This is a genomic window from Actinoplanes octamycinicus (assembly GCF_014205225.1).
GTDB classification, from domain to species: Bacteria; Actinomycetota; Actinomycetes; order Mycobacteriales; family Micromonosporaceae; genus Actinoplanes; species Actinoplanes octamycinicus.
On the sequence record NZ_JACHNB010000001.1, the window covers coordinates 1592905 to 1615550 of the forward strand.

At 70.3% G+C, this 22646-nt stretch carries 21 protein-coding genes, 2 tRNA genes and 1 pseudogene; 11 read left to right on the forward strand and 13 right to left on the reverse strand.

Features of this window, described 5'->3' with window-relative positions:
* Positions 1–58: 58 nt before the first annotated feature.
* Both BJY16_RS07130 and BJY16_RS07135 read right to left on the reverse strand, forming a co-directional pair.
* Complete coding sequence (locus tag BJY16_RS07130; protein WP_185038307.1) at positions 59–733, reverse strand: response regulator; 675 nt, start codon at positions 731–733, stop codon at positions 59–61.
* Positions 730–1863 carry a sensor histidine kinase gene (locus BJY16_RS07135; RefSeq protein ID WP_239177417.1) on the reverse strand — a complete coding sequence of 378 codons (1134 nt, stop codon included), beginning with the start codon at positions 1861–1863 and terminating at the stop codon, positions 730–732. Before BJY16_RS07135 ends, BJY16_RS07130 begins: the two co-directional genes overlap by 4 nt.
* Positions 1864–1987: 124 nt before the next feature.
* Here BJY16_RS07135 and BJY16_RS07140 point away from each other — a divergent pair, with 124 nt between their 5' ends.
* On the forward strand, positions 1988–2545 hold the full coding sequence (locus BJY16_RS07140) for a DM13 domain-containing protein (protein WP_185038308.1): 558 nt from the start codon (positions 1988–1990) through the stop codon (positions 2543–2545).
* 90 nt (positions 2546–2635) lie between these two features.
* On the opposite strand, the gene BJY16_RS07145 is transcribed toward BJY16_RS07140, so the two are convergent.
* Entirely contained in the window at positions 2636–4900 is a 2265-nt protein-coding gene (locus BJY16_RS07145; protein WP_185038309.1) for an Ig-like domain-containing protein, read from the reverse strand.
* A gap of 244 nt (positions 4901–5144) precedes the next feature.
* Here BJY16_RS07145 and BJY16_RS07150 point away from each other — a divergent pair, with 244 nt between their 5' ends.
* The 6 genes from BJY16_RS07150 to BJY16_RS07175 all read left to right on the forward strand — a co-directional run bounded on the left by BJY16_RS07150 (position 5145) and on the right by BJY16_RS07175 (position 9847).
* Positions 5145–6302: an acyltransferase family protein gene (locus tag BJY16_RS07150; RefSeq protein WP_185038310.1), complete on the forward strand. Its 1158-nt coding sequence runs from the start codon at positions 5145–5147 to the stop codon at positions 6300–6302.
* Complete coding sequence (locus BJY16_RS07155; protein WP_185038311.1) at positions 6299–6877, forward strand: RNA polymerase sigma factor; 579 nt, start codon at positions 6299–6301, stop codon at positions 6875–6877. Before BJY16_RS07150 ends, BJY16_RS07155 begins: the two co-directional genes overlap by 4 nt.
* Entirely contained in the window at positions 6874–7662 is a 789-nt protein-coding gene (locus BJY16_RS07160) for a hypothetical protein (protein ID WP_185038312.1), read from the forward strand. Before BJY16_RS07155 ends, BJY16_RS07160 begins: the two co-directional genes overlap by 4 nt.
* A gap of 127 nt (positions 7663–7789) precedes the next feature.
* Complete coding sequence (locus BJY16_RS07165) at positions 7790–8443, forward strand: fasciclin domain-containing protein (protein ID WP_185038313.1); 654 nt, start codon at positions 7790–7792, stop codon at positions 8441–8443.
* Between the two features lie 650 nt (positions 8444–9093).
* The gene (locus BJY16_RS07170; protein ID WP_185038314.1) at positions 9094–9351 is read left to right on the forward strand and encodes a hypothetical protein; all 258 of its coding nucleotides are present in this window, start codon (positions 9094–9096) and stop codon (positions 9349–9351) included.
* 325 nt (positions 9352–9676) lie between these two features.
* The gene (locus BJY16_RS07175; protein ID WP_185038315.1) at positions 9677–9847 is read left to right on the forward strand and encodes a hypothetical protein; all 171 of its coding nucleotides are present in this window, start codon (positions 9677–9679) and stop codon (positions 9845–9847) included.
* 111 nt (positions 9848–9958) lie between these two features.
* Here BJY16_RS07175 and BJY16_RS07180 read toward each other — a convergent pair whose 3' ends face one another.
* The 3 genes from BJY16_RS07180 to BJY16_RS07190 form a co-directional block, all read right to left on the reverse strand.
* Positions 9959–10894, reverse strand: a complete 936-nt coding sequence (locus BJY16_RS07180) for an NADP-dependent oxidoreductase (protein WP_185038316.1) — start codon at positions 10892–10894, stop codon at positions 9959–9961.
* A 636-nt stretch (positions 10895–11530) separates the two neighbouring features.
* Positions 11531–12676 (reverse strand): hypothetical protein, encoded by a 1146-nt coding sequence (locus BJY16_RS07185; protein ID WP_185038317.1) that lies wholly within the window; start codon positions 12674–12676, stop codon positions 11531–11533.
* Positions 12673–13245 carry an RNA polymerase sigma factor gene (locus BJY16_RS07190; RefSeq protein ID WP_185038318.1) on the reverse strand — a complete coding sequence of 191 codons (573 nt, stop codon included), beginning with the start codon at positions 13243–13245 and terminating at the stop codon, positions 12673–12675. The genes BJY16_RS07185 and BJY16_RS07190 overlap by 4 nt, the downstream gene beginning before the upstream one ends.
* Before the next feature lie 341 nt (positions 13246–13586).
* On the opposite strand from BJY16_RS07190, the gene BJY16_RS07195 reads away from it, so the two are divergent.
* Entirely contained in the window at positions 13587–14165 is a 579-nt protein-coding gene (locus BJY16_RS07195) for a SigE family RNA polymerase sigma factor (protein ID WP_307835728.1), read from the forward strand.
* On the forward strand, positions 14162–14917 hold the full coding sequence (locus BJY16_RS07200) for a hypothetical protein (protein ID WP_185038319.1): 756 nt from the start codon (positions 14162–14164) through the stop codon (positions 14915–14917). The genes BJY16_RS07195 and BJY16_RS07200 overlap by 4 nt, the downstream gene beginning before the upstream one ends.
* A 113-nt stretch (positions 14918–15030) precedes the next feature.
* On the opposite strand, the gene BJY16_RS07205 is transcribed toward BJY16_RS07200, so the two are convergent.
* From BJY16_RS07205 to BJY16_RS07220, 4 genes are all read right to left on the reverse strand, one after another.
* Positions 15031–17502 (reverse strand): ABC transporter permease, encoded by a 2472-nt coding sequence (locus BJY16_RS07205; protein ID WP_185038320.1) that lies wholly within the window; start codon positions 17500–17502, stop codon positions 15031–15033.
* On the reverse strand, positions 17499–18233 hold the full coding sequence (locus tag BJY16_RS07210) for an ABC transporter ATP-binding protein (RefSeq protein ID WP_185038321.1): 735 nt from the start codon (positions 18231–18233) through the stop codon (positions 17499–17501). Before BJY16_RS07210 ends, BJY16_RS07205 begins: the two co-directional genes overlap by 4 nt.
* Positions 18234–18338: 105 nt before the next feature.
* Complete coding sequence (locus tag BJY16_RS07215) at positions 18339–18995, reverse strand: response regulator transcription factor (RefSeq protein WP_185038322.1); 657 nt, start codon at positions 18993–18995, stop codon at positions 18339–18341.
* Complete coding sequence (locus BJY16_RS07220) at positions 18983–20200, reverse strand: sensor histidine kinase (RefSeq protein WP_185038323.1); 1218 nt, start codon at positions 20198–20200, stop codon at positions 18983–18985. The genes BJY16_RS07215 and BJY16_RS07220 overlap by 13 nt, the downstream gene beginning before the upstream one ends.
* A 118-nt stretch (positions 20201–20318) precedes the next feature.
* On the opposite strand from BJY16_RS07220, the gene BJY16_RS07225 reads away from it, so the two are divergent.
* On the forward strand, positions 20319–20543 hold the full coding sequence (locus tag BJY16_RS07225) for a hypothetical protein (protein ID WP_185038324.1): 225 nt from the start codon (positions 20319–20321) through the stop codon (positions 20541–20543).
* A 448-nt stretch (positions 20544–20991) separates the two neighbouring features.
* A complete protein-coding gene (locus BJY16_RS07230) occupies positions 20992–21834 on the forward strand; it encodes a hypothetical protein (RefSeq protein ID WP_185038325.1) in 843 nt (280 codons plus the stop codon).
* 14 nt (positions 21835–21848) lie between these two features.
* Here BJY16_RS07230 and BJY16_RS07235 read toward each other — a convergent pair.
* The 3 genes and pseudogenes from BJY16_RS07235 to BJY16_RS07245 all read right to left on the reverse strand — a co-directional run.
* Positions 21849–22118, reverse strand: a pseudogene (locus BJY16_RS07235) (transposase family protein); the annotation flags it as partial.
* Positions 22119–22209: 91 nt separating this feature from the next.
* Positions 22210–22285, reverse strand: a tRNA-Arg gene (locus tag BJY16_RS07240).
* Positions 22286–22325: 40 nt separating this feature from the next.
* A tRNA-Ser gene (locus BJY16_RS07245) sits at positions 22326–22416 on the reverse strand.
* Positions 22417–22646: the final 230 nt, after the last annotated feature.

Here is a 22646-nt window from a genome sequence, read left to right on the forward strand (position 1 = left end):
GTAATGAGCATCGATGAATCCGGGCGCGAGCGAATCGCCGCCGCGAGCGGTTCCGATCTCACTCCGCAGAGGGAGACGGCTCCCCGGCGACGACCAGACCGGACTCGTAAGCGGCCACCACGGCCTGCGCCCGGTCGCGCAGCCCGAGCTTGGCCAGCACGCTGCTGACGTGGGTTTTCACCGTGTGCTCGCTGACCACCAGGGTGGCCGCCATCTCGGCGTTGGTCAGGCCGCGGCCGAGCAGCCGCAGCGCCTCGTGCTCGCGCGGGGTGAGCCGGTCCAGCCCGGTCCAGCCGGCGGTGGCCGGCGCCGGCTGCCGGCGGACCGCGGTCTCGATCAGCCGGGTGGTGACCGCCGGGGCCAGCAGCGACTCGCCGGCCGCCACCACCCGGACCGCGTGCACCAGCTCGGCGCGGCGCACATCCTTGAGCAGGAAGCCGCTCGCGCCGGCTCGGAGCGCGTCATAGACGTAGTCGTCCTGCCCGAAAGTGGTCAGCATGAGCACGCGCACCGGCTCGTCGCGCAGCCGCCGGGTCGCCTCGATGCCGTCCATCCCGGGCATCCGGATGTCGAGCACCAGCACGTTCGGGGCGTGCTCGCGGACCGCGGCGACCGCCTCGGCGCCGTCCGCCGCCTCGGCCACCACGGTCATGTCCGGCTCGTTGTCCAGGATCATCGCGAAGGCGCCGCGGACCAGTTCCTGATCATCCGCGACCACGATCCGGATGCTCATCGGGCCACCTCCACAGCCTTGCCGGGCAGGCTCGCCCGGACCTCGAATCCCCGGCCGCCGGGCGCCGGGCCGGTCGTCGCGGAGCCGCCGCAGGACGCCGCGCGCTCCCGGATGCCGATCAGCCCGTGCCCGTGCCCGCCGGTCCGCTGCGGACCGCGGCCGTCGTCGGTCACCGTGATCACCAGCGGGTCGACGCGCCAGTCCAGGGTCACCGCCACGGTCCGGGCCCGCGCGTGCTTGAGCACGTTGGTCAGCGCCTCCTGGACGATCCGGTAGGCGGCGACCTCGGCGTCCGGCGTCACCTCGCCGGGCTGACCGAGAACGGTCAGGGTGACCGGCGTACCGGCCCGGGACACGCTGTCGACCAGGGCGGGGATCTCGGCGAGTGTCGGCTGCGGCGCGCGGGCGCCCTCGCCGCCGGCGTCCAAGACGCCGAGGATCCGGCGCAGCTGGGCCATCGCCTCGCGGCCGGCCGCGGCGATCGCGTCGAAAGCCTCCTCGGTACGGGCCGGCCCCTGCTTCATCAGCACCGGGCCGGCCTCCGCCTGGGCGATCGTGATGCTCACCGCGTGGGCCAGGATGTCGTGCATGTCCCGGGCGATCCGGGACCGCTCCCGCTCGGCCTCCAGCTCCCGTTCCCGCTCCAGGTGCCGGGCCCGTTCCTGCAGCGTGCGGACCTCCTCCTGGCGGTTCGCCCAGGCCCGGCCGGCCACGTAGGCGGTGGTCCAGAGCAGCAGTCCGCGGGCCGCCGTCTCGATCGAGCCGGTCAGCAGGAACGCACCCCAGCCGATGATCACGATGGCGGTGATCCGCTGCCAGCGCGGCGCCTGCGCGGCCACGGTGAACATGGCGATCAGCGCGCCGTACCAGAGCGGCTGCCGCGGGCCACCCGGCGCCAGGTCGTAGCCGGCCGCGGCGATCTCGGTGACCAGCAGCACCAGGAACGGCGCCCGCCGCCGCCAGATCACCGGCACCGAGACGGCGACGGCGATCGCGTAGGCCGGGAGCGGCCAGTGCCGATCGCCGGAGAGGAACGGCGCGAGCTGGGCGATCAGCGCGATCACCATGAGACCGGCGTCGACTGCTGGGGGTGGCAGGCCGCGGACCCGGGCCAGAACTCGCTCGTACACGACAAGATTCTGACGTACGCCGATGTCCCCCGGCTGCCCCGCTCGGTCGCCGGTTCCCGTGGTAAGCGGTTCGTAAGCACCGCGGGTCTGTCGCACCCGGCCGGCCCTCGGTTGACTGAGAACCGTGATTCGCGGACTGCTCACCAAGCCGGCCACCTGGATCGTCGTCGCGCTGCTCAGCGCCGGAGCGCTGTACTGGTTCCAGCCGTGGCGGCTGGTCACCGACACGACCGTGACGGACACCCTGGCCGTCGTCGCCCCACCCTCAGCCCCCGCCTCCGCCGACGCCTCGGTCGCCGCCGCCCCCTCGGCCGCGGCTCCGGCCGTCGCCGTCGTGGTGGCGCAGGGGTCGTTCACCACCCACGAGCACGACACCACCGGCGCCGCCCGGGTGGTCCGCAAGCCCGACGGCAGTCACCAGCTGGAGCTGGTCGGCCTGGACACCAGCGACGGCCCGGACCTGCGGGTCTGGCTCTCCGACCAGCCGGTCCGGGAGGGCGCCGACGGCTGGCACGTGTTCGCCGACGGCAAGCACCGCGAACTCGGCCGGCTCAAGGGCAACCACGGCGACCAGGTCTACCCGATCCCGCCCGGCGTCGACCCGGCCGACTTCCGCAGCGTCACCATCTGGTGCAAACGCTTCTCGGTCTCCTTCGGCGCCGCCGCGCTCACCACCACCTGACCCGCCCCGCCCCGCGACGAACCGGCCGCGCCGGCCGTTCCCAGGACACCCTGATCAGCGACGAGAACTGATCAGGGTGTCCGTCGTCACCTAGCGCCGGTAGGTGCGGGTCGGGCTGTACTTGACGTTGCCCGCCTTGTCGTAGGCCCGCAGCCGCACGGTGAACTTCTTGCCGTACTTCTTCGGGTTCAGCGTGAACGCGTAGCCGGCCCTCGTGTCGGTGGCCACCACCTTGCCGTTGACCAGCAGCTGCACCTTGGCGACGCGGTTCCGGTCGCTCGCCGAGGCCTTGACGGTCACGCTCCTGGTCAGCTTCGACTTGTTCTTCGGCGCCTTGGTGATGGTGAGCGCGGGGGCGGTGTTGTCGACGATCACCGTTCGGGTCAGGCTCGCCTCGTTGCCCAGCTTGTCGACGGAGAGCCAGGTGATCGTCCGGGCGCCGTCCTTGCCGGCCGCCACCCGTACCGAAGTCGCCGTGCCGCTCGTGCCCTTCAGACTGGCGACCGCGACGCCGTGCTCGTCCCACGCCTTGACCGAGGTGACGTACGAACTGCCCCGGATGAGCGCGTTCGGCCCGGGCGTGACGGTCATCAGGGGACCGGTCTTGTCGATGCCCACCCGGAACGACTTGATCGCCGTATTGCCCGCCGTGTCCCAGACCTGCAGCTGCACGGTCGCGGTCGCAGCGGTGATGGTCCGCGCGTCCCAGGAGAAAGCTGGGGCGTTCGACTTCAGAACGCCGTCGACCGTCCACTCGGTCCGGGCGACCGGCGAGTCGCTCTGGACCGTCGGCTTCAGGATGCTGACCGCGCCGACCCAGCCCGTGCCGGTGTCCAGCCGGATCGTCGAGTACAAGCCGACGAAGTCCACCTGCTCGATGACCGGCGCCCGGTCGTCCAGGACATAGTCGGTCGTGAGCGTGGTGGTGTTGCCGGCCAGGTCCTGGAGGACGAACCGCGGGAAGGCCGCACCGGGAGCTGCGTTCCACGTGTAGGCCCACGGCGCGTCCGGCAGCGACGTGCGCTTCCCGCCGTCGATCACCTCGACGCGCCAGACGTCGCCGGGCACATCGGTCAGGGTGATCGTGGTCGGTCCGCTGCGCACCGATGAGCCGGCCGCCGGCGAGAAGCCCGCGGTCGGCAGCACGTTGTCGACGTGCACCTTGACCGACTTCTCAGCGACGTTGCCCGCGGCGTCGGTGGCCCGCACCGTGACCGTGGCGTCGGTGTCGTTGCGCAGACCCGCCAGTGACACCTGGCAGCCGGTCTCCCGGATGCAGGTCGCCTCGAGCGAGCCGTTGACGGTCGCCGTCAGCTCGGTGACGCCGACGTTGTCCGAGGCCGCCGGGTGGAAGACGAGGTGCGCGGGAGCCAGCTGACCGTCGAGGAGGCCGGTGTTCGCGATCACCGGCTTGGTCTGATCGGTGTCGCCCGTGGCCGGGTTCGCCACCAGCAGCGCCGTGTCGTTGGCATCGTTCCGGTCGGCGACGCGGACGCACTGGCAAGGGGGGTTCACCTCGACCGTGCCCTGCGCGTCCGGCACCACCTTGTCGATCTCCAGGGTGAAGGTCCAGGTGGACGTCGTACCGGCCGGGAAGCGGAGCGGCGCCGAACAGGAGTAGTGCGCGGCGTCGCCACGGCGGCAACCCGGAGCGCTGACCACCGAGGTGCCGGCCGGGAGTGTCACCTCGACGTCGGCGAGCGAGCTGCCGCCCCCGGACGCGTCGAGCGACGCCGGGCCGTCGTTGCGCACGCCGACCGTGGCCTGCACCTGATCGCCGGCCGCGCCGGAGACCGCGTCGCCGATCGCCACCAGGTCCACGCCGTTCGTGCCGGTCACCGCGACGTCGACGGTCTGGAGCGAGCCGCTCTCGCTCTCGCCGGCCCGGTCGCCCTCGTGCAGTGGGAGTACGCCGCCGGTGCCCGCGGTGCCCGCGCCGGGCCCGCCGCCGGTCTGCCAGGCGAACTGGCCGCTCAGCCGGCCGGGCGCGTAGGTGTCCGCGCGGACCTGGTACGGCAGGACGACCCGGTAGCTCTTGCCCGGTTCCAGCGACTCGTCGAAGGTGCAGGAGGTCGGCGTTCCCTGGCTGTTGTAGTAGCAGTTGGAGAACTGCTCGGTGGGCTCGAAGCCCCGATCGGTGTACAGCGTGACGCCGACACCGCGCAGCGCCGTGGCGCCGGTGTTGGTCACCGACAGGGTGACCTCGAAGTCATCGCCCAGCGCCGCGCTGAGTTCCTGGGGCGCTCCGGCGAGCAGGACCGGGCCGGTGGCCGCGAGGGCCGGGGCGGCCAGCACGGACGACGCCACGGCGGCAGTCGTCCCGGCCAGCGCCCAGCGAAGAAGAGAGTGCGTCAACGGGTTCCTTTCGAACCAACCCGGAAAGACCTTCGGGACCCGAAGATCGAAGTAGACGCATCCTAGGAGACCGCGGTCGCCCGCGTTGCCCCTCAGCGACTGCGCCGGGTCCTGCCGGGCTCGGGGGAGGGCTTCGGCGCGCCTCGTCGCCGTTGAATCACCTCACGGGATGTAGCAACCCGGGGCGGTGCCGCACATGTACGTCCCGGATGCACCCGGCATCCCGGACCACAGGGAGCGGCCGATGACCTCGACCACCCGTGAACGACCGGCCACCCCGGTGCCGCGGATCGGCGCGCCGGCCCGGCGGGCATCGCGACTGTCGGCGTTGGACGGCTTGCGGCTGCTGTGCGCACTGGCCGTGGCCGGCTATCACTTCGGCTGCTCCTGGCGGCTGGACGGCATCCATCCCCCGGCCCACCACCTCCCGGACGCCGCGCCGGTGCTGATCTACGGGTTCCTCGGGGTGGAGACCTTCTTCCTGATCAGCGGCTTCGTCATCCTGATGAGCGGCTGGGGACGCACGGTCCGCGGGTTCGCCGCGTCCCGCGCCGCCCGGCTCTACCCGGCGTTCTGGGCGTGCGTGCTGGTCACCAGCGTGGTGGCCACGCTCCTGCCGATCGACGGCGGGCTGCCGTTCGCCCGGCTGCCCGGCCCGGACGACGTACTGATCAATCTGACCATGCTGGCGGAGCCGCTGAACACGCCGCTGGTCGACACCGTCTACTGGACGCTCTGGTACGAGCTGCGCTTCTACCTGATCGTCGCGTGCCTGATCGGCGGCGGGCTCACCGACCGGCGGGTGAAGCTCTTCGCCACCGGTTGGCTGCTGACGGCGGTGGTGCTGCCCGCCTTCCCGGGCGCCGCGCTGGCCCAGGTCGTGATGCCGGACTTCGCGCCGTACTTCATCGCCGGGATGACGATGTTCCTGCTCCGCCGCGATCGGCGGGACCCGTGGCTGTGGGGCCTGCTGCTCGCCTGCTGGCTGCTCGGTCTGCACCGGGTGCACGGCCGGGTGCTGGACCTCGACCCGGGTTTCGCGGTGCCGGCCTGGCCCGCCTATGCCACGCTCACCGCCGTGTTCCTGCTTCTGCTCGCCGTCGCGCTCGGCGCCACCGACCGGCTCCGGCTGCCCGGGCTGGCCACGGCCGGCGCGCTGACGTACCCGTTCTACCTGCTCCATCAGCGGGCCGGGTACAGCCTGATCCGTACCGTGTCGGAAGCGACCGGATGGGGTGCCGGGACGGTCATCGCCGGGGTCGTCCTGGCTCTGCTCGGCATAGCCTGGGCGGTGCACCGCTTCATCGAGCGCCCGCTGGCACCGGTGCTCAACGGATTCCTCGGTGAGCGACGCAGACCACATGTAGCAGCACCGGCGCGGCCGGACATGAGGGAAGTATGAGACGACCACCCTCGGACGCCGAGACCGCTTATCGCGAGCTGTTCGAGGCGGCGTACGACGACCTGCTCTGTTTCGTCGAACGCCGCACCCACCCCGCGGTCGCCGACGACGTGGTCGCCGAGGTGTTCCTCACCGCGTGGCGCCGCTTCGACGACGTGCCCGGCCCGCTGAGTGATGCCCGCGCCTGGCTGTTCACCGCCGCCTACCACGTGTTGCGCAACCGGCAGCGCAGTGAGCAGCGGCAGCAGAACCTCACGCTGCGGATCCTGCGCGAGCCGGACGATCCGGGGCACGCCGAGGCCGACGGGGTGGCCGCCCGGGTCGACCTGGTCCGGGCCTGGCACCGCCTGTCCGTGAAGGACCAGGAGGTGCTCACGCTCACCGTCTTCGAGGGCCTGACCGGAACCCAGGCGGCCCGGCTGCTGAACATCTCCCGGCCGGCGTTCAGTCTGCGGCTGCTCCGGGCCCGCCGCCGGCTGCACCAGCTGTTACGCCCGCACCTCGACCTCGACGCCCGGATGTCCGAAACCCCGCCACCGGCCCAGCCCAGCACCGCAGCAGGAGTCTCCGCATGACCTCGCACCGCGATCTCGACCAGATCCTGCGCAACGCGGCCGAACCGGTGGCCCCGCGCGGCCGGCAACCGCTCGCGCAGCAACTCCTCGACGACATCGTGCGCACCGACCCGACCACCCCGGCCGCGCCGGTCACGATGACCGCGCGGACCCGGCGCCCGCGACTGGCCCTGGCCGGGGCGGCACTCGTGCTGGCCGCCGCCGCGGTGTTCACCGTCAACGCCGTCGGCGCGGACGGCGCGTACGCCTCCTGGACCAACGACCCGAGCCCGCTGCCCGCCAGCGAGGCGCAGAGCATCGCGGCCCGCTGCGTCCCCGCCGGCACGCAGAGTGCTCAGGTCGCGATCGGCGAGCGGCGCGGGGAGTACGCGTACGTCAACGTCCGCACCGCCGACGGCAGCATCACCTGCTTCCGGGACCACGACGGCCGGGTGCACGACACCAGCGTCCTGGCCTCACCGGTCGACGCCGCCCTGCTCGGCACCCGGGGCATCGAGCTGTACGCCTGGCCCCAGCTGCACACCGAGGAGGGATACGCGCGGCTGATGGCCGGCCGTCTCGGCACCCAGGTGAAGGCCGTCGAGGTCACCGTCCGGCACCAGGACGGGACGTCCGGGCCGGCGATCCGGGCGACGGTGAGCGACGGCTACTTCGCCGCCTGGTACCCGGAGGGACTCGAGGAGTCGAACACCAACAGCACCTCGCTGACCCTGCGGCTCGCCGACGGCAGCACCGTCGGCGGCCTGGCCGCCCGCGACCTCATGGAGGAGCCGATGCTGAACTGAACGGACCGGCTCGGGGGCGCCTCACGAGTTCGCGAAAAGAAGTGCATCCATCCGATCGGGAGCGAGCGAAGTACGGGTTGGTGGCTGTCGGAGCCACCGCCCGTACCGATCGGAAAGAGGCTCGAAGATGAGGTTCAGCCGTCTCGGCAAGCAGGCCGCCGCTGTCGCCACCGCCGCGATCGTCGCCTCCGCTCTGGGCGCCGCGCCCGCGCAGGCCGCCGGCAAGAAGCCGCTCAAGACCAAGTCGCTCGCCGCGGTGCTGACCGCGGACAAGAGCGGCTTCGACCACAACGGCCACGACTACGACATCCTGACGGCCGCGGTGAAGGCGGTTCTCAAGGCCAAGCCGGGCAGCAAGGTCGCGGTGCTGGCCGACGGCAAGACGCCGGTCACCGCGTTCCTGCCCAACGACCGGGCGTTCCAGCTGCTGGTCAAGGACATCACCAAGGCCAAGCGGCTGCCGGGTGAGAAGAAGGCGTTCACCGCGGTTGCCGGCCTGGGCATCGACACCGTCGAGGCGGTGCTGCTGTACCACGTGGTGCCGGGCGCCACGATCACCAAGAAGGCGGCGCTGAAGTCGGACAACGCCAAGCTGGCCACCGCGGCGGGTTCGACGATCAAGGTCAACGTGTACGGGCCGCGCTGGCACAAGCGGATCTCGCTGATCGACGCCGACCGCAGCGACCGCAACCCGCGCATCAACCGCTTCGACATCAACAAGGGCAACAAGCAGATCGCGCACGGCATCGACCGGGTCCTGCGCCCGATCAACCTCCCCTGATCCTTACTCCTCAGCACGGCCCGGGCGGGAGACGCAGCTCCCACCCGGGCCGTCCCTTTGTGCGGCGCTGTGCACCACGGTCAGCGTGTCGTCATGTGCTCCGTGCCAGGCCGGCCGGCTCCCGGCCAAAGTTTCCGGAACGGTGAGGCGATCCAGGAATTCGCGCGTCTTGGGATGCACCCGGACCGGATGTGCTGGTAGATCCCCCGCATCCGCACACCGCGGGACAGGATGCCCATGTCGTGCGGGAAGGACGCGGCCATCGCCTGCTCCGAGGGGATGCCCGGGTGAGCGCTGAACAACTCCACCTTGCACCGGCCAGTGATGTCGGACAGGACGCTGCGCGCCCGGTCCACACACGGCCTACACCAGCACCCAGGAGATCGCTTCCGAGCTGTTCGAGGAGGCACCGGCCGCGTCGCCGGTGCTGTCCTTCATCGCCGCCTCCACCTGGGCCTACGGCGCCGGCATCGGCGGAGCGGTCAGCGTGACGGCGGCCAAGGGCTGCTGACCCGCTCTCCCCTGGGGTCGATGCCGTCTCCCCGTGACCGTCGACCCGATTCGATAATGAATGGCTGTCAGTCAGGTCGCCTGAGCCGGCGGCAGCACGGGCACCGGGCAGAAGCGAAACAGTTGGTTAAGGAGATCTCATGGCCGCTATAGCAGCAGTCGTCGCCGGGGTGGTTCTGCTTGGCGGGTACGCCTTCACCGAAGCAGTACTGAAAAATCGGCGCCAGTCATTCCGCGCCCGTTTCGGATCTTTCAACGACTTCCGGGACGCCGTGGATCAGGACCGGTTCCGGGCGATCCGGGACACCGAGGGCGAGACGAAGGCGATCCGGGCGCTCCGCCAGGAATTCCCCGGCGTTCCGCTCGACGAGGCCGTCCGACTCATCCGCGTCATCTGACCACCGAACAATTCCGCACCACCACACCCCATCACGAAAGGGACCACCATGGACACCACCAAGTCGCTCATCTCCGGCTACACCTAATACGTCACCGCGGAGGAGCTCGCCGCGATGGAGACGCCGGACGCGCCGGCCCTCACCCCGCTGACCGTCGCGACCGTTGCCGCGGGTGCGGGCACCATCGCCGTCTCGGCCAGCATGACGGTCTACAAGGGCTGCTGATCACGGTCGTGCCGGGTGGGCGGCGACGCCCACCCGGCAGGGGCTGCCGGCAAGAAGGAGACCGGCTCAACGTCACCAACCGCCCGTACGGCGGCTTTCCGTGGAGCCCGGATGGCTCCAGTCATTCCCGGACCAGCTGCGCGAGGTCACCCCGGAAGGGATAGCCGACGTCGCGCAGGAGCTCTACGACCCGGCGCGGTTCGCCGGCGTGGTCGTGGGCCGCCTACCGGACCTCACGACCGCCGGCTGGCAGCCGGCTGGAGGTGCCTGAGCGGCGGTCGAGGTCTGACCAGGGCTGGATCGTCCCGCAGGAGATCAGGATGACGGTCGACGCATCGGCGCAGGGCGGCGACCATCCGGAGAGTCGCGGGGAGATCGCTTCCTATCGGGAGGTGGGGGCGAGGACGACGACCTTGCCGGTGATCGGCGCGGTGAGCGTCTCGGTGTGCACCCGCGCCAGGTCGGCCAGCGGCACCCGCCGGGTCGGGCCGAGGCGCAGCGCACCGGAGTCGAGCAGCGTCACCAGCTGGGCGAGCTGTCCGGCGTCGGGGTGGAAGAAGAGGTTGATGCCGCGCACGCCGCGGGCCTCGTCGGCGGGGGCGGGCATCCAAACCGTCGTGTTCACGGCGACGCCGCCGTCGCGGATCAGGCCTGCGGTGGCGGCCAGCTGCTGCGGGTCGACCGGCGCCAGGTTGAGCACCACGTCGACCTGGTCGGCCAGTTCGGGCAGGCCCGGGCCGTGGACCTCGTCGGCGCCCGCGGTCTTGGCCTGCTCGGCGCTGCTCGGGCCGGTGGTGGCGATCACGTACGCACCGGCGTTCTTGGCCAGCTGGACGGCGTAACCACCGACGACGCCGCCCGCACCGTTGATCAGCACCCGCTGGCCCGCGGTCAGGTTCGCGTGCTCGAACAGCGCCTGCCACGCGGTGAGACCGACCAGCGGCAGCCCGGCGGCGTCGGTCAGCGGGACGCTCGTGGGCGCCGCCGCCAGGATCGCGGCCGGGGCGATGACGTACTCGGCGGCGGCGCCGGTACTGGTCAGCGGCAAGGCGCCGATGACCTGGTCACCGACCGCGAGGCCGGTAACGCCGTCACCGAGAGCGTCGACCGTGCCGGCGATGTCGATGCCCGGGGTGTGCGGCAGGGCTACCGGGATCGGGCCCTGCATGCGTCCGGCCCGGATGTTGCCCTCGACCGGGTTGAACGACGTCGCCGCCACCCGGACCCGCACCTCCCCGGTGCCCGGGACCGGCTGGTCCACGTCCTCGTAACGCAGGACGTCGGGGTTGCCGTACTCGTGGAAACGCACTGCCTTCATGGCGGGACTACCCTTCCGAGAGGTTGCTTCGAACTCGAAGCACGTTCAACGTAGCACGCTTCGAATTCGAAGCAACACTGATGCGGTGTGAGCCGGGCTACAGCCGCCGGAGCTTCTCGTCGGTGACCGAGCCGGAACCGCGGTGAAGACCAGCAGCAGCTGGCGCTCCACCGGATCCACGAGCAGCTGGCGATGCAGCGTGAGCACGCCCAGCTCGGCGTGCCGGTAGCGCCGCAGACGCCCGTACGCGGGGCCGACCTCGACGAGATGGCGTCTGCGCGCCAACGGGTCCCGCCACCGGCGATCGACCAGGTGACGCGACGACCCGTCGGCCCGCTGTAGTCGCCGAACAGGGCGATCGCCCGACGCGTCTGCAGCAACACCTCGCCGAACCCGGAGAACACCGCCGCGAGGTCATCCGGCAGGTGCTCGACGACGAGGTCCAGAACCGGGCTGACCCGGCATGCAGGTTTTGCCCGGTCGCGGCGTACCCGGAGAAGGTACGCCAGCAGTTCCCGATCCAAGATGGGAACGAGAAAGGCCGCGACCCCTGTTTCAGCAGGTCACGGCTTTTCTGAAGTGTGCCCGAAGGACTCCAACCCCTAACCTTCCGATCCGCAAACGGCAGATCGCCGTCTACAGGTCGGCGTGCGTCACCCGGGAGGATTCATAGGTCGTGGTGGCCTGGGGAAGGCCCGGCACGGTGGAGACGCTCTTGACCAGCATGCCGGTCGTGGCGTCGACGGTCAGCACCTGGCTTCCCTCGCCACCGAACACCTCCGGGCCGGCGGTGATCGTCAGCGTGGCTTTGCCGTCAGTGGCCGACTTCTTGACGTCGACCGCGGCGATCGTGGACAGCAGGCGCAGCACACCGGCGCGGACCTGCGTGTCGCCCTCTCCGGCGGACAGCGCCTCGGTGCTGTACGTCCACAGGGCGTTGTCGAGGTGCTGCTGGACGGCCTGCGGGCTGTACGGCTTCGGCTTGGCGGTGCCACCCTTCTGCTTGATGATCACCTGGGCGGCCGCCTGCTGTTTGTCCCACTCCGCCTTCTGCGCTGCGGGGTCGAGGCCGACCAGCGGATCTTTCGCTGCCTTGAGCATCTGGGTCCGGCCGTCGGCCGGGTCGCTGTCCGCCGCGGCGGCCGCCGCCTGGAGAAGGGGGGCGTACCCGCCGTCCTTCATTTGGTCCTGTCGAGCGGTGATCGCCAGCTTGATGTCCTTCACGCTGTTGCCGGTGTAGATCGCGTGATCGTCGGTGTACAGCGTGTAGACGACCTGCATGGTCTTCTTGCCGTTGACCTGAGTCGCTTTCACCAGCCAGGCGTCACCCCCCGAGGGGGCGAGGGTCTTGATGGACCCGGCCAGAGTCATCAGCGGCGCGCGTTCGGCGGACCCGTCGGCGGCGACTGCGCCCGAGGCGGCAGCCGACGGATCGCCGGCGGCCGTCACGCCTCCCGTCGCCGACGAGTTGAGCACCACAGCGACGACCGCTGCGGCGGCGGCCGCCGCCACGCCGGCGCCGATGCCGAGCCGGCCCGCCAGGCCCAGCCGACGGCCGCGCCCGATCGCCGGGCTGGACTCGTGATGCCGGGTGGTTGTCGTCGTTTCCATGGTCGAATTCGTCTCCATAGTCGTTTCCTCCGCTGATGTCGCGCCCAGCAACCGCACGGTTCCGGGATCGGCCATCGCCGCGCACAGCACCGCCCGCGCCCGCTGATAGGCCTCCGGGCGCAGTGGTTCTGCGCGGCCCAACTCACCGACCAGATCGAGCTCGTCGGTCATCGGTGTTTCTCCTTCGCGCTGTTGCGTTCCTTCAGAAGCGCGGACACCCCTGGCGCCTCGCGTAGAGCCGCTCTGGCTTGACTCAGCAGCCGCCGTGCGGTGCCGGCCGGCATGCCGAGCGCCCGGGCGGCGTCGGCTGCGGTCAGGTCCTCCCAGGCGACGAGCCTCAGGACTTCCCGTTCCTCCGGCTTGAGCCGCATCAAAGCCGACGCGAGTACTGCCTGGGCGTCCATGCCGAGGTCCACCGCCGACCACGGATCCCATCCGCTGACCAGCTCCGTCACGTCCTCGACCAGGTCCTCAGGCGGCTGGGACCGCCAGAAGCGACGCAAGCGGTTCAACGCCACCCCGTACAGCCACGGTCGCGCGTCGTCGTACGACCGGTCGTACGATCGCCGCGACTCGAACGCGGCGACCCAGACTTCGCCCAACAGGTCCTCCGCCGCGTCGCGACCCACACGGCGAGCGAGGTACGAACCGACGGCGACCTCATGACGACCAACCACCTCCACGAAGGCGTCGACATCGCCGTTCAGCGACCGGCCTATCAAATCCGCATCCGACGCCATGGCCCTCCTCGGCGAGATCCGCGCTTCCAACCTGCCATTGCCAATCGGCCAGAGAAGTGTTCAGGCTTCGCGGAGCCAAGGTCCGGAACAAGCACTCGTGCTGCACGAATCGCCGACCTGACCGCTCTCCGGTCGATCCTGGCCTCTGCCGCTGCGGAGCCCGAGATGACTTCCGCGCTGCGCTCAGCTTGTTGTCCACCGTCCCGCGGGAGCCGCGGCAGATTCGACGGCACGGGCAGCCGGCAACCCGCAGCCGCGGACAGCGGTGAGTTCTAGGCTCCGCTGATCTTTTTCGGCAGGTCTCGGCCTCATGCAACCTCGGGCCGTGCGAAGGGGTCAGGGTGGGTGTGAAAGAGGACAGCGGCTCGGGCAGGTCCGAGCGCGACGAGCAGTTCCACGAATTCGTGGCCGATCGGCGTAAGTGGCTGCTGCAGACCGCTCGGCTGCTGACGGCCGGCGATCCGCACCTCGCGGAAGATCTCGTGCAGACGGCGCTGACCAAGCTCTACGTCTCCTGGGCGGCGTTCCGGCGGGCGGACAACCCGGACGGCTACCTGCGCCGGGTGCTGGTCAACGCCTTCCTCAGGGAACGCCGTCGATCGTGGTGGCGATTCGAGCGCCCGTCGAACCGGCTACCGGACCGCGCCGACCCGCAGGCGGCACCGGCCGACCTGGATCCGGAGCTGTCCCGCGCGCTGGGTCAGTTGCCGCGTCGGATGCGCGCCGCGATCATCTTGCGCTTCTTCCACGAGCTGGACGTCGCCGAGACAGCGGCGGCCCTGGGCTGCTCGACCGGAACGGTCAAGAGTCAGACCGCCCGAGCTCTCGACAAGCTGCGAGTGGCGCTGAACCAGCCCGCAGCACCACGTAACCCGCCTGCCCCCAACGCCCGATCCAAGGAACAGGAACTCATCCGATGATGGATCTTCACAGCCGCCTGCAGCACCTGGCCGGTCCCGCTGACGAGACACCGGCCGGCGTCATCGAGGACGACCTGGCTCGCGGACGCCACGCCGCCCGGCGCAACCGGGTCGTCCGGGTGGCCGCCGGGTCGGCATTCAGCGTCGCGGCCGTCGCGGCCGCGTTGTCACTGGGACCTGGGCTTGTCGGCGGGCCCGCCGACAAGCCGCCCGCCGCGGCCCAGAGTGGGAACGGCGCGTCCGCCAGTGTCGAACTCGTCAGTTACACCGGAGAGCAGCCCCGCCTGTTCACCATCGACACGGTGCCGCAGGGGTTCTTCATCCAGAGCCAGAACGAGTACGAGCTGGTCATCGCGCCGGAGCAGGCCAAGACTCCCGACTCAGCCAAGCCGTACCTGTCCGATCCCACGGTCTACACCGGCAAGATCGCGGTCTATCTGCAGAACAAGGACTTCACGGTCGAGCCCGATGGTGACGAAGAACTGACGATCGACGGCAAGCCGGCCGCGCTGCGTTACATCCACACCGACGAGGGCACCGCAGAGGAGGGACCCACCGTGGAAGCGACCCAGGTCTTCGTAGTCCAGTCGCCCCACGTCTACCTCACCGTCCAGTTCGACGCCAGTACCGGCCTGACCAAGGAACAGATGATCAAGGTCGCGGGCGGTATCAACCTCACCGCCGAGGCCGTCGCCAAGGCCGAGAAGGGGTACGCCGCACAGACCGAGAACCCCAAAACGGGCAAGAACTGAACGGCACCGCACCAATACCGGCCGCGTCGGCGATCCGCTGACGCGGCCGAAAGGGTGGGCGATGCGTCCCTGGCCGCTCGAGCCGACCGATCTCGATGGCGCCGACGACGGGCCTACTCCTTGACACCCAGGTGTTCCAGCGGCGGCGTCCGCAGCAGGTAGCCGATCGGGAGGATCGTCGTGGTCAGCGCCAGCAGTGCGGTGCCGCCGACCACGACGGCCAGGCCCAGCGGCGGAACGTACGGGACGAGGTCGCCGGTCAGGGCGTGGACCACCGCGACGAGCGTGAGGGCGGCGATGGTCCCGCCGATCACCAGGGCCACGCCGAGCAGGCCGGCCTGTTCGGCGCGCACCATCCGGCGGGCTTGCCGGGGTGTCACCCCGACGATGCGCAACAGCGCCAGCTCGCGGCGGCGAGCCAGGGCGGCCATCACCATGGTGTTGGCCACCGCGAGCACGGCGTAGCCGACCATCACGCCGACGAGCATCTTGTTGAGCCAGGCGGACAGGGTGAGGTCGGCGGCGAGCCGGCCGGTGCGCCGGCCGGTGTCGACCAGAGTGGCCGCCGGACCGAGGGTGGCCAGGCGTGGATCGACGACGGCGCCGGGCGCGAGCGTCACGAGCACCTCGTCGTCGGTGTCGCCGGCGGTGTGGCCGGTCACCACGTCGCGGGGCAGCACGATGTCGCCGAAGCCGAGTCCCCGCTCGTAGATCGCCGCGACCCGCAGGGTGACCGGGGTGCCATCGCCCAGCCAGAGTGCCACCTCCTCGCCGAGGTGCCAGCCCTGACTTCCGGCGCGGATCGCGGAGACGGCCATCGCGGGGCCGCGCAGGTCCGCCATGCTGCCCTCGTCGACGCCCAGATCGAATGCGGACACGTCGTCCACCGCCATCACCGGTACGGTCTCCGCCTCCCCACCGAAGATCTTGACCACGACGGACGTACGCCGGACCGCGCTGACCGCCTGTACGCCCGGCAGTTCCCGGGCCTTCGCCGCCGTCGTGGGTGCCAGCCCGGCGGGCGAGCTCAGCGCCCAGGAGGCGAGCATGCCGTCCCGGGCCTGGACGACAGCACTGCGCTCGATGTTGTCCTGAAGGAACCAGACCGAGCCCCCGAAACCGACCGCGAGCACGAGTCCGGTCAGCACGGTGGCCGTTCCACGGGCGTTGGCCCGCAGATTGGCGACGGCCAGGTGTCCCCCTGCCCCCCAGATCCGCGACAGCAGTGGCTGGAGCAGGCGGGTCGCCGCCCGGTTGATCCAGGGGGCCAGCAACGCGACCGTCATCACGTACAGATAGAGCATGCCGATCGCCCCGGCGAGCGCGACCTGTCCGCCGGCGCCGACCGTGACGGTGCTGGAGCCGGCCGCGCCGGCGAAGACGACCAGGCCGCTGATCAGCCGCACCCGGCTGCGGCCGCCGGGTTCGACGGCGACCTCTCCGAGTGCCTCAACCGGGCGGATCCCGGTGACCCGGCGCGCTGCGACCAGGGCCGCCAGCACGGCGACCAGGATCGTGGTCAGGGCGACACCCGCTGCCGAGAGCAGACCGGGCGCCAGCGGGAAACCGTCCGGCAGGAAGGCGCGGGCGGTGAGTTCGCGCTGTACCCAGCGGGTGGCGAACAGGCCGGCCGGCACACCGGAGGCGACACCGGCGACGCCGATCAGCGCCGCTTCGGCCATCACCATCCGGCGGACCTGGGCCGGTGTGGCGGCGATGGCACGCAGCAGGGCGAAATCGCGGCGGCGATGGCGCACGGAGAGGCCGACCGTGCCGGCCACCACGAAGACGACCAGCATCACGACGTAGCCGCCGAACGAGGCGCCGATCTGCACGAGCAGGCCGGCGGCCACCGTGTCGCCGGTGCGTTCGAGCCGGCCCCGGGCTGCGCCGGCGTACACCTCGGTGCCGGCCTCGGCAGCCAGCCGGTCCACCGCGCCGCGGTCGGCCCCGGGCGCCAGCGTGAGACCGATGGCATCGACACGATCCGGGCGCGGGGCAAGCGCCGTCGCACGGCCTTCGGTGAAGAACACCCGGGGCGCGGTGGCTTCCACGATGCCGCTGATCCGATAGCTCGCGGCGACCCCGCCGATCACCATTTCGGTACGGGTACCGGGAGCTGCTCCGGCGGCGGTGCCCGCGTCGAGCACGACCTCGTCGTCCCGCTGCGGCGCTCGCCCATCGACGAGGCGGTACGGTGCCAGCGCGGCACTGTCCCAGCCGTGGCCGGTGGCCGGGCCGGCCGGGGTGAACAGTGGGATGGCCCGGTCGGCGACGGCAGCCGTCACGCCCGGCACCCGCCGCAAACGCTGCGCCAGGTCGATCGCGAGGGTGCCGCCCTCCGGCAGATCCACCCGGCTGGTCAGTGTGGTGCCGTCGAGGTCCTTGCCGGTCACGGCGAGTTCCGGCCGGGCGACGACCAGGTCGGCCGCGGCGTAGTGCCGTGGCTCCGGCCGGTGGAGCAGCCCGGACTCGACCAGGACGGCCATCGAGACGAGGATCGTCGCGCCGACGGTGAGGGCCAGGAAGGTGGCGAGCGCGGACCCGGGGCGGTGCCGGAGCATCCGGAGGGCGAGTCTGATCATCGGAGGGCTCCGCGGCGGTCCAGGGCGGCGAGCTGCTCGGCGATGCGGGCCACTCCGAGCTGCGGTGTGTCGGACACGATCCGGCCGTCCGCGAGGACCAGGACGCGGTCAGCGTACGAGGCGGCCACCGGATCGTGGGTGACCATGACGACCGTCTGCCCGTGCTCGTCGGCCATCGCTCGCAGCAGCCCGAGGACCTCCGCCGCGGTGGTGCTGTCGAGCGCGCCGGTCGGTTCGTCGCAGAAGATCACATCGGGCCGGGTGGCCAGCGCCCGGGCGATCGCGACGCGCTGCTGCTGGCCGCCGGACAGTTCCGCGGGCCGGTGACGCAGGCGTTCGGTCAGTCCGATCCGCTCGACCACGTAGGCCAGCCAGGCGCGGTCGGGGTTCGCCCCGGCGAGCCGCAGCGGGAGCACGATGTTCTCCTCGACGGTGAGCGCGCCGATCAGGTTGAACGCCTGGAAGATGAAGCCGATCCGGTTCCGGCGCAGCTCGGTGCGCTTGGCCTCGGCCATCCGGGAGATCTCGATGTCGCCGATCCAGACCTGACCGGCGTCGGGCCGGTCGAGGCCCGCGGCGCACTGCAGCAACGTGCTCTTGCCGGACCCCGATGGGCCCATCACCGCCACGAAGGTGCCCCTGCTGAAGGTGACGTCGACGCCGGCCAAGGCGGTCACCGCCGCCGATCCGCCGCCGTATGTGCGGGTGAGTTTCTCGACCCGGACCGTCATGTTCTGTCCTCCGTGTGTCGTGGCTTCGATGCCCACGGAGAACGCTATGGAGACCGGCGGCCGGGACCCATCCCGCTGGCCGCCCGATCACCAGTACAGCAGGCGCTACCGCCGCGCGGTGTCGTCGAGGTAACGCAGGACCGCGATGACCCGGCGGTCGACCTGGTCGGTAGGTGCGAGACCCAGCTTGGCGAAGATGCTGCGGATGTTCTTGTGCACCGCGCCGTCGGTCACCACCATGCGCTCCGCGATGGCGGTGTTGCCGAGCCCTTCGGCCATCAGCGAGAGCACCTCGCGTTCTCGCGGGGTGAGCCGGCCCAGCCCGGCGTCGGAGCGGCTCCGGGCCAGCAGTTGCCCCACCACCTCGGGGTCGATCGCGGTGCCGCCGGCGGCCACCCGATCCAATGCGGCGAGGAACTCCTCGACCCGGCCGACCCGTTCCTTGAGCAGATAACCGAGCCGTTCGGCGCCGCCGGCCAGCAATTCGGTGGCGAAGGTCTGCTCCACGTACGCGGAGAGCACGAGCACCGCGAGGCCGGGACGCAGACCGCGGGCCTCGCGGGCGGCCACGATGCCTTCGTCGGTGTGCGTGGGCGGCATCCGCACGTCGACGATCGCGACGTCTGGTTCGTGTTCGCTCACCGCCGCGAGAAACTCCGCGGGCGTGCCGGCGGTGGCCACCACATCGAGGCCTTCGGCCCGCAACAACAGCGCGAGGCCTTCCCGCAGCAGGGCGTCGTCCTCGGCGATCACGATCCGCACGGCAGCTCCACGTCCATCGTCGTCGGCCCACCGAGTGGGCTGGTCAGGGCGAACCGCCCGTCGTGCGCCTCGACCCGGCGCCGGATGCCCGCCAGCCCGGTCCCGGCACTCTCGTCGGCGCCGCCCCGTCCGTCGTCACCGACCCGGATCACCAGCGTGTCCCGGTCGATGCGGACCGAGACGGTCACGCCCGTGGCGCCGCTGTGCCGGACCGCGTTGGTCAGCGCCTCGGCGACCACGAAGTAGGCGGTGGCCTCGACCGACACCGCACAGCGAACCGGCAGGTCAACGGCGACGCCGCAGGGCAACGCGCAACCGGCCACGAGACCGTCGAGCGCGCCGGCCAGACCACGGTCGTCGAGGACCGGGGGAAGGATGCCGCGAACCACCGTACGGAGTTCGCCGAGCGCCTGCTCAGCAGCCTGTTGTGCCCGATCCAGCAACTCCACACCGGTCGCCGGATCGCGGGCGAACGCTCGCCGCGCCGCGCCCAGCAGCACGGTGACCGCGACCAGCCGGTTCTGTGTGCCGTCGTGCAGCGAGCGCTCGATGCGGCGCAGCTCGGCGGCATGGGCATCGAGAGCCGCGGCCCGGGTCGCGGTCAGCTCGGCGACGCGCAGACTCAGGTCTGCGCCGGGCACCGGGCCCAGCAGACGACGACCCGGCCAGGCCTGCGCCCGGGCGAGCCGGCCACCGAAGAAGAGCAGCACGGCCAGCCAGCCCACTCCGGCCAGCGCCACGCCGATCGAGTCGGCGCGGGAGTCGACCGTCCAGAACGGAATGTTGGGGGCGGCCTCGCCGGGTGGCACCAGGTGGTACCAGAACGGGAACGTCAGGGATTGCACCGCTGACAGCGGCAGCGACAGCCCGAACAGGCCGATCACGAAGCCGAACGTGGCGTGCACCGGCACCCAGATCAGCTCGCGGCGGACAGCCGGATCACGCAGGGCGGCCAGCGGCCGGTCCGGTATCGGCACCGGGCCGACGAGGCCGGGACCCCAGCGAGCGAGGCGGCCGCGCTCCCGGTCGGCGATCGAGCGCACGATCCGCAGCGACCCCGGGACCAGCAACAGCCCGACGCCGACCAGGCTCAGCACCACGACGGCGAGCAGCCAGAACAATCCCGCCATGGCCAGGATCGAGGTGCCCAGGCCGCCGACGAGATGTTCCAGCGCGTCAACCGCGATGCGCACCCGCCGCCGCATGCCACCTCCCCGCAGAAGACTAGGCCGCCGCGGCACGCCGGGCAGTACAGCAGGCTGTACCACTGATCGTCGCGGTGGCGGGATCGTCACGGCACGCCCGGATTCCTAGCGTGAAGCAATGACGAACCGCTACCGCATCACCGACGCATCCGGGCCTACCTCGAACCTGGCGGGCGCCCGGCGCCTACGCCCGGCACTGTGGCTCCTGTTGATCATCAGCCTCGCGGTCAACGCCGCCTCCTCGACGATCGGAGCGACGGTGGTCAGTCTGATCTTCGGGCTGATCACGCTGGCCTGCGCCGCCGGACTGGCGGTCGACCACTACCGGCGCCGTGACCGATGACCGATGTCCGGTCGTTGCCGCCTCTCGCCGAGCACCCCGACGAGCAGGGCTTCTCCTAGCGCCCAGCGAAGGCCGGCGACACCGCCCTGAGGTGCAGCATCATCTCCCAGGCCCGGAAGCCGTGGACCCGAGCGATGCGGCTGCGGTCGACCCGGAGAAGAACGGGCCCCTCTCTATTCATTGACACAACCGGGACCGCCCGGCTTCGCTCAATCGTGCTGGTTCAGCCGCCTTAAATCGGCCGGTAGACCCAAGGTCAAGATTCGTTTTCCTTCATGACAGTCCTCGATCACTGACGACAACAAGTATCGGGTTCCGAATGCCTCGTACGTTGGTGTGATCACTGCGTCTTGCGCGAAGAACAACAAAAAGTGAAGGCCGAGAAATGCCGTGAGTGGATTAATAAGATCAAGTAGGATTTGTCGTCGACGCCGTGCGGAGGAGTGTTATGAGTGAGGATCTGGAAGGCCACCTGCATGAGCGGTTCATGCAGGCGCTGGCCCCCCTGATGATCGCACCGATCGGACGGCAGCCGGCTGAGGTCCGCCTTGCTGGCATCGTCCGCGCCGGCGTCAACGAATCCAGGCTGATGCTCGTCACCGGAGATTCCGCGCCGGCCAGGGTGGCCGTTGCCTTTCGCCTGACTCGGGACGAGCGAGAACTTGACATCCATGCCGCATTCGACTGGATTCGCACCCTTACGCGCGCCGATTTGGCAGACGTCGCTGGTGAGCGCGACAGTCATGGCTACGTGATCATCGCCGCCGAGGAGCTCGGCTTCTCGGCGGCCCACGGCGCGACCCGCTACGACTCTGACTACTTCACCCTGCTACGGATGATGCTGTACGGCGGCTCGGTGTGGTTCAGGGAAGTATTCAGCCTTGCCGGCTACCTACTTATCGGATCACAGCGGCACCGACTCTACATCCGAAACTCGACTACCAATGTCGTCACTGGCATAGAGCTACCGTTGACCGACACTGATGGATCTGTTTACCCAGGCATGGGCGGGACCTTTCCGACCATTTTGACATCCCTGGTGGAGAATGATGAGCTGAACTTTGAGATTGAAGTCCCGGAACATGACGACTATTGTTCGAAGGTCTATGACCTGAGCGCATGGGTGAGCCGCCCCAACCCCACCGGACCTGATCAGCCTGATGAGGTCGTTCCGGAGGATTTCAGCGATCTCGTGATCCTCAGCCCTGATCAATACACCGCCATGATGAAGGCGAGCGAGGAGAAGCGGCAGGACGCGGGCCAAAATCAGCCGGAAAGCGGGAATCCGTAGGCTCCTCGATCCACCCGACGTCTGACATGAGCCTTGTTCACGGCTGTCTGCCGGGCTGACAGCTTCGGCCGGTAGCGGTGCCGCTTGAACGGCGTGCGCACGGTGCCGCCGGCGCCTGGCAAGCCTTGTCCGCGAAGGTCATCACCTCGGCGCTGGTCAGCGCCGTGATCATGCCGTGCTTGCGGGTGGCGGTCAGGTCGGCGGCGAGCCGGGCAGGGCCGGTGAGGCCCAGGCAACCGGCCCGTGGCGTCCGGGATGGCCTGGACGTTCATGCCGTGGCGGACTACACGAGTCGCAGATTTCGGGTCACCGATGGCCAAGGTAGGAACGAAAAAGGCCGTGACCCTTGTTTCCGCAGGTCACGGCCTTGATCTTTGGTGCGCCCGAAGGGACTCGAACCCCTAACCTTCTGATCCGTAGTCAGATGCTCTATCCATTGAGCTACGGGCGCTCGTTCAGTGCTCGGTCAGCCTACAACACTGACTTTCGCGCGGAGACTCCGGGATTCGAACCCGGGAGGGGCTTTAAAACCCCAACCGCATTAGCAGTGCGGCGCCATAGACCAGACTAGGCGAAGTCTCCCTGGTGACCCGGTCAGAGTCACCGAGGATTGAGGATACCGGACCGTCTCAGGGCCGCACAAAGAGGTCCGCCCGAAACCTCCCGAAGATCTGCCGCGAAGGCTGCGAACAGGCGAAACGTTGCGCTTGCGACTACGCTGCGCAGGATGGAGGAGAAGCAGAGGGGGCGTGGGCGGGATCCGCGCGCGCCGTTCAGCGCACCGGGTTCCGAGGAGCCGGCTCCCCCGCCGG

Bases quoted from the DNA above. Each gene is read 5' to 3' on its own strand.
- BJY16_RS07165 (WP_185038313.1), top strand. From the start codon at position 7,790: ATGAGGTTCAGCCGTCTCGGCAAGCAGGCCGCCGCTGTCGCCACCGCC.
- BJY16_RS07185 (WP_185038317.1), bottom strand. From the start codon at position 12,676: ATGACCGACGAGCTCGATCTGGTCGGTGAGTTGGGCCGCGCAGAACCA.
- BJY16_RS07205 (WP_185038320.1), bottom strand. From the start codon at position 17,502: ATGATCAGACTCGCCCTCCGGATGCTCCGGCACCGCCCCGGGTCCGCG.
- BJY16_RS07230 (WP_185038325.1), top strand. From the start codon at position 20,992: ATGAGTGAGGATCTGGAAGGCCACCTGCATGAGCGGTTCATGCAGGCG.
- BJY16_RS07130 (WP_185038307.1), bottom strand. From the start codon at position 733: ATGAGCATCCGGATCGTGGTCGCGGATGATCAGGAACTGGTCCGCGGC.
- BJY16_RS07220 (WP_185038323.1), bottom strand. From the start codon at position 20,200: ATGCGGCGGCGGGTGCGCATCGCGGTTGACGCGCTGGAACATCTCGTC.
- BJY16_RS07210 (WP_185038321.1), bottom strand. From the start codon at position 18,233: ATGACGGTCCGGGTCGAGAAACTCACCCGCACATACGGCGGCGGATCG.
- BJY16_RS07225 (WP_185038324.1), top strand. From the start codon at position 20,319: ATGACGAACCGCTACCGCATCACCGACGCATCCGGGCCTACCTCGAAC.
- BJY16_RS07200 (WP_185038319.1), top strand. From the start codon at position 14,162: ATGATGGATCTTCACAGCCGCCTGCAGCACCTGGCCGGTCCCGCTGAC.
- BJY16_RS07190 (WP_185038318.1), bottom strand. From the start codon at position 13,245: ATGGCGTCGGATGCGGATTTGATAGGCCGGTCGCTGAACGGCGATGTC.
- BJY16_RS07155 (WP_185038311.1), top strand. From the start codon at position 6,299: ATGAGACGACCACCCTCGGACGCCGAGACCGCTTATCGCGAGCTGTTC.
- BJY16_RS07180 (WP_185038316.1), bottom strand. From the start codon at position 10,894: ATGAAGGCAGTGCGTTTCCACGAGTACGGCAACCCCGACGTCCTGCGT.
- BJY16_RS07170 (WP_185038314.1), top strand. From the start codon at position 9,094: ATGGCCGCTATAGCAGCAGTCGTCGCCGGGGTGGTTCTGCTTGGCGGG.
- BJY16_RS07150 (WP_185038310.1), top strand. From the start codon at position 5,145: ATGACCTCGACCACCCGTGAACGACCGGCCACCCCGGTGCCGCGGATC.
- BJY16_RS07160 (WP_185038312.1), top strand. From the start codon at position 6,874: ATGACCTCGCACCGCGATCTCGACCAGATCCTGCGCAACGCGGCCGAA.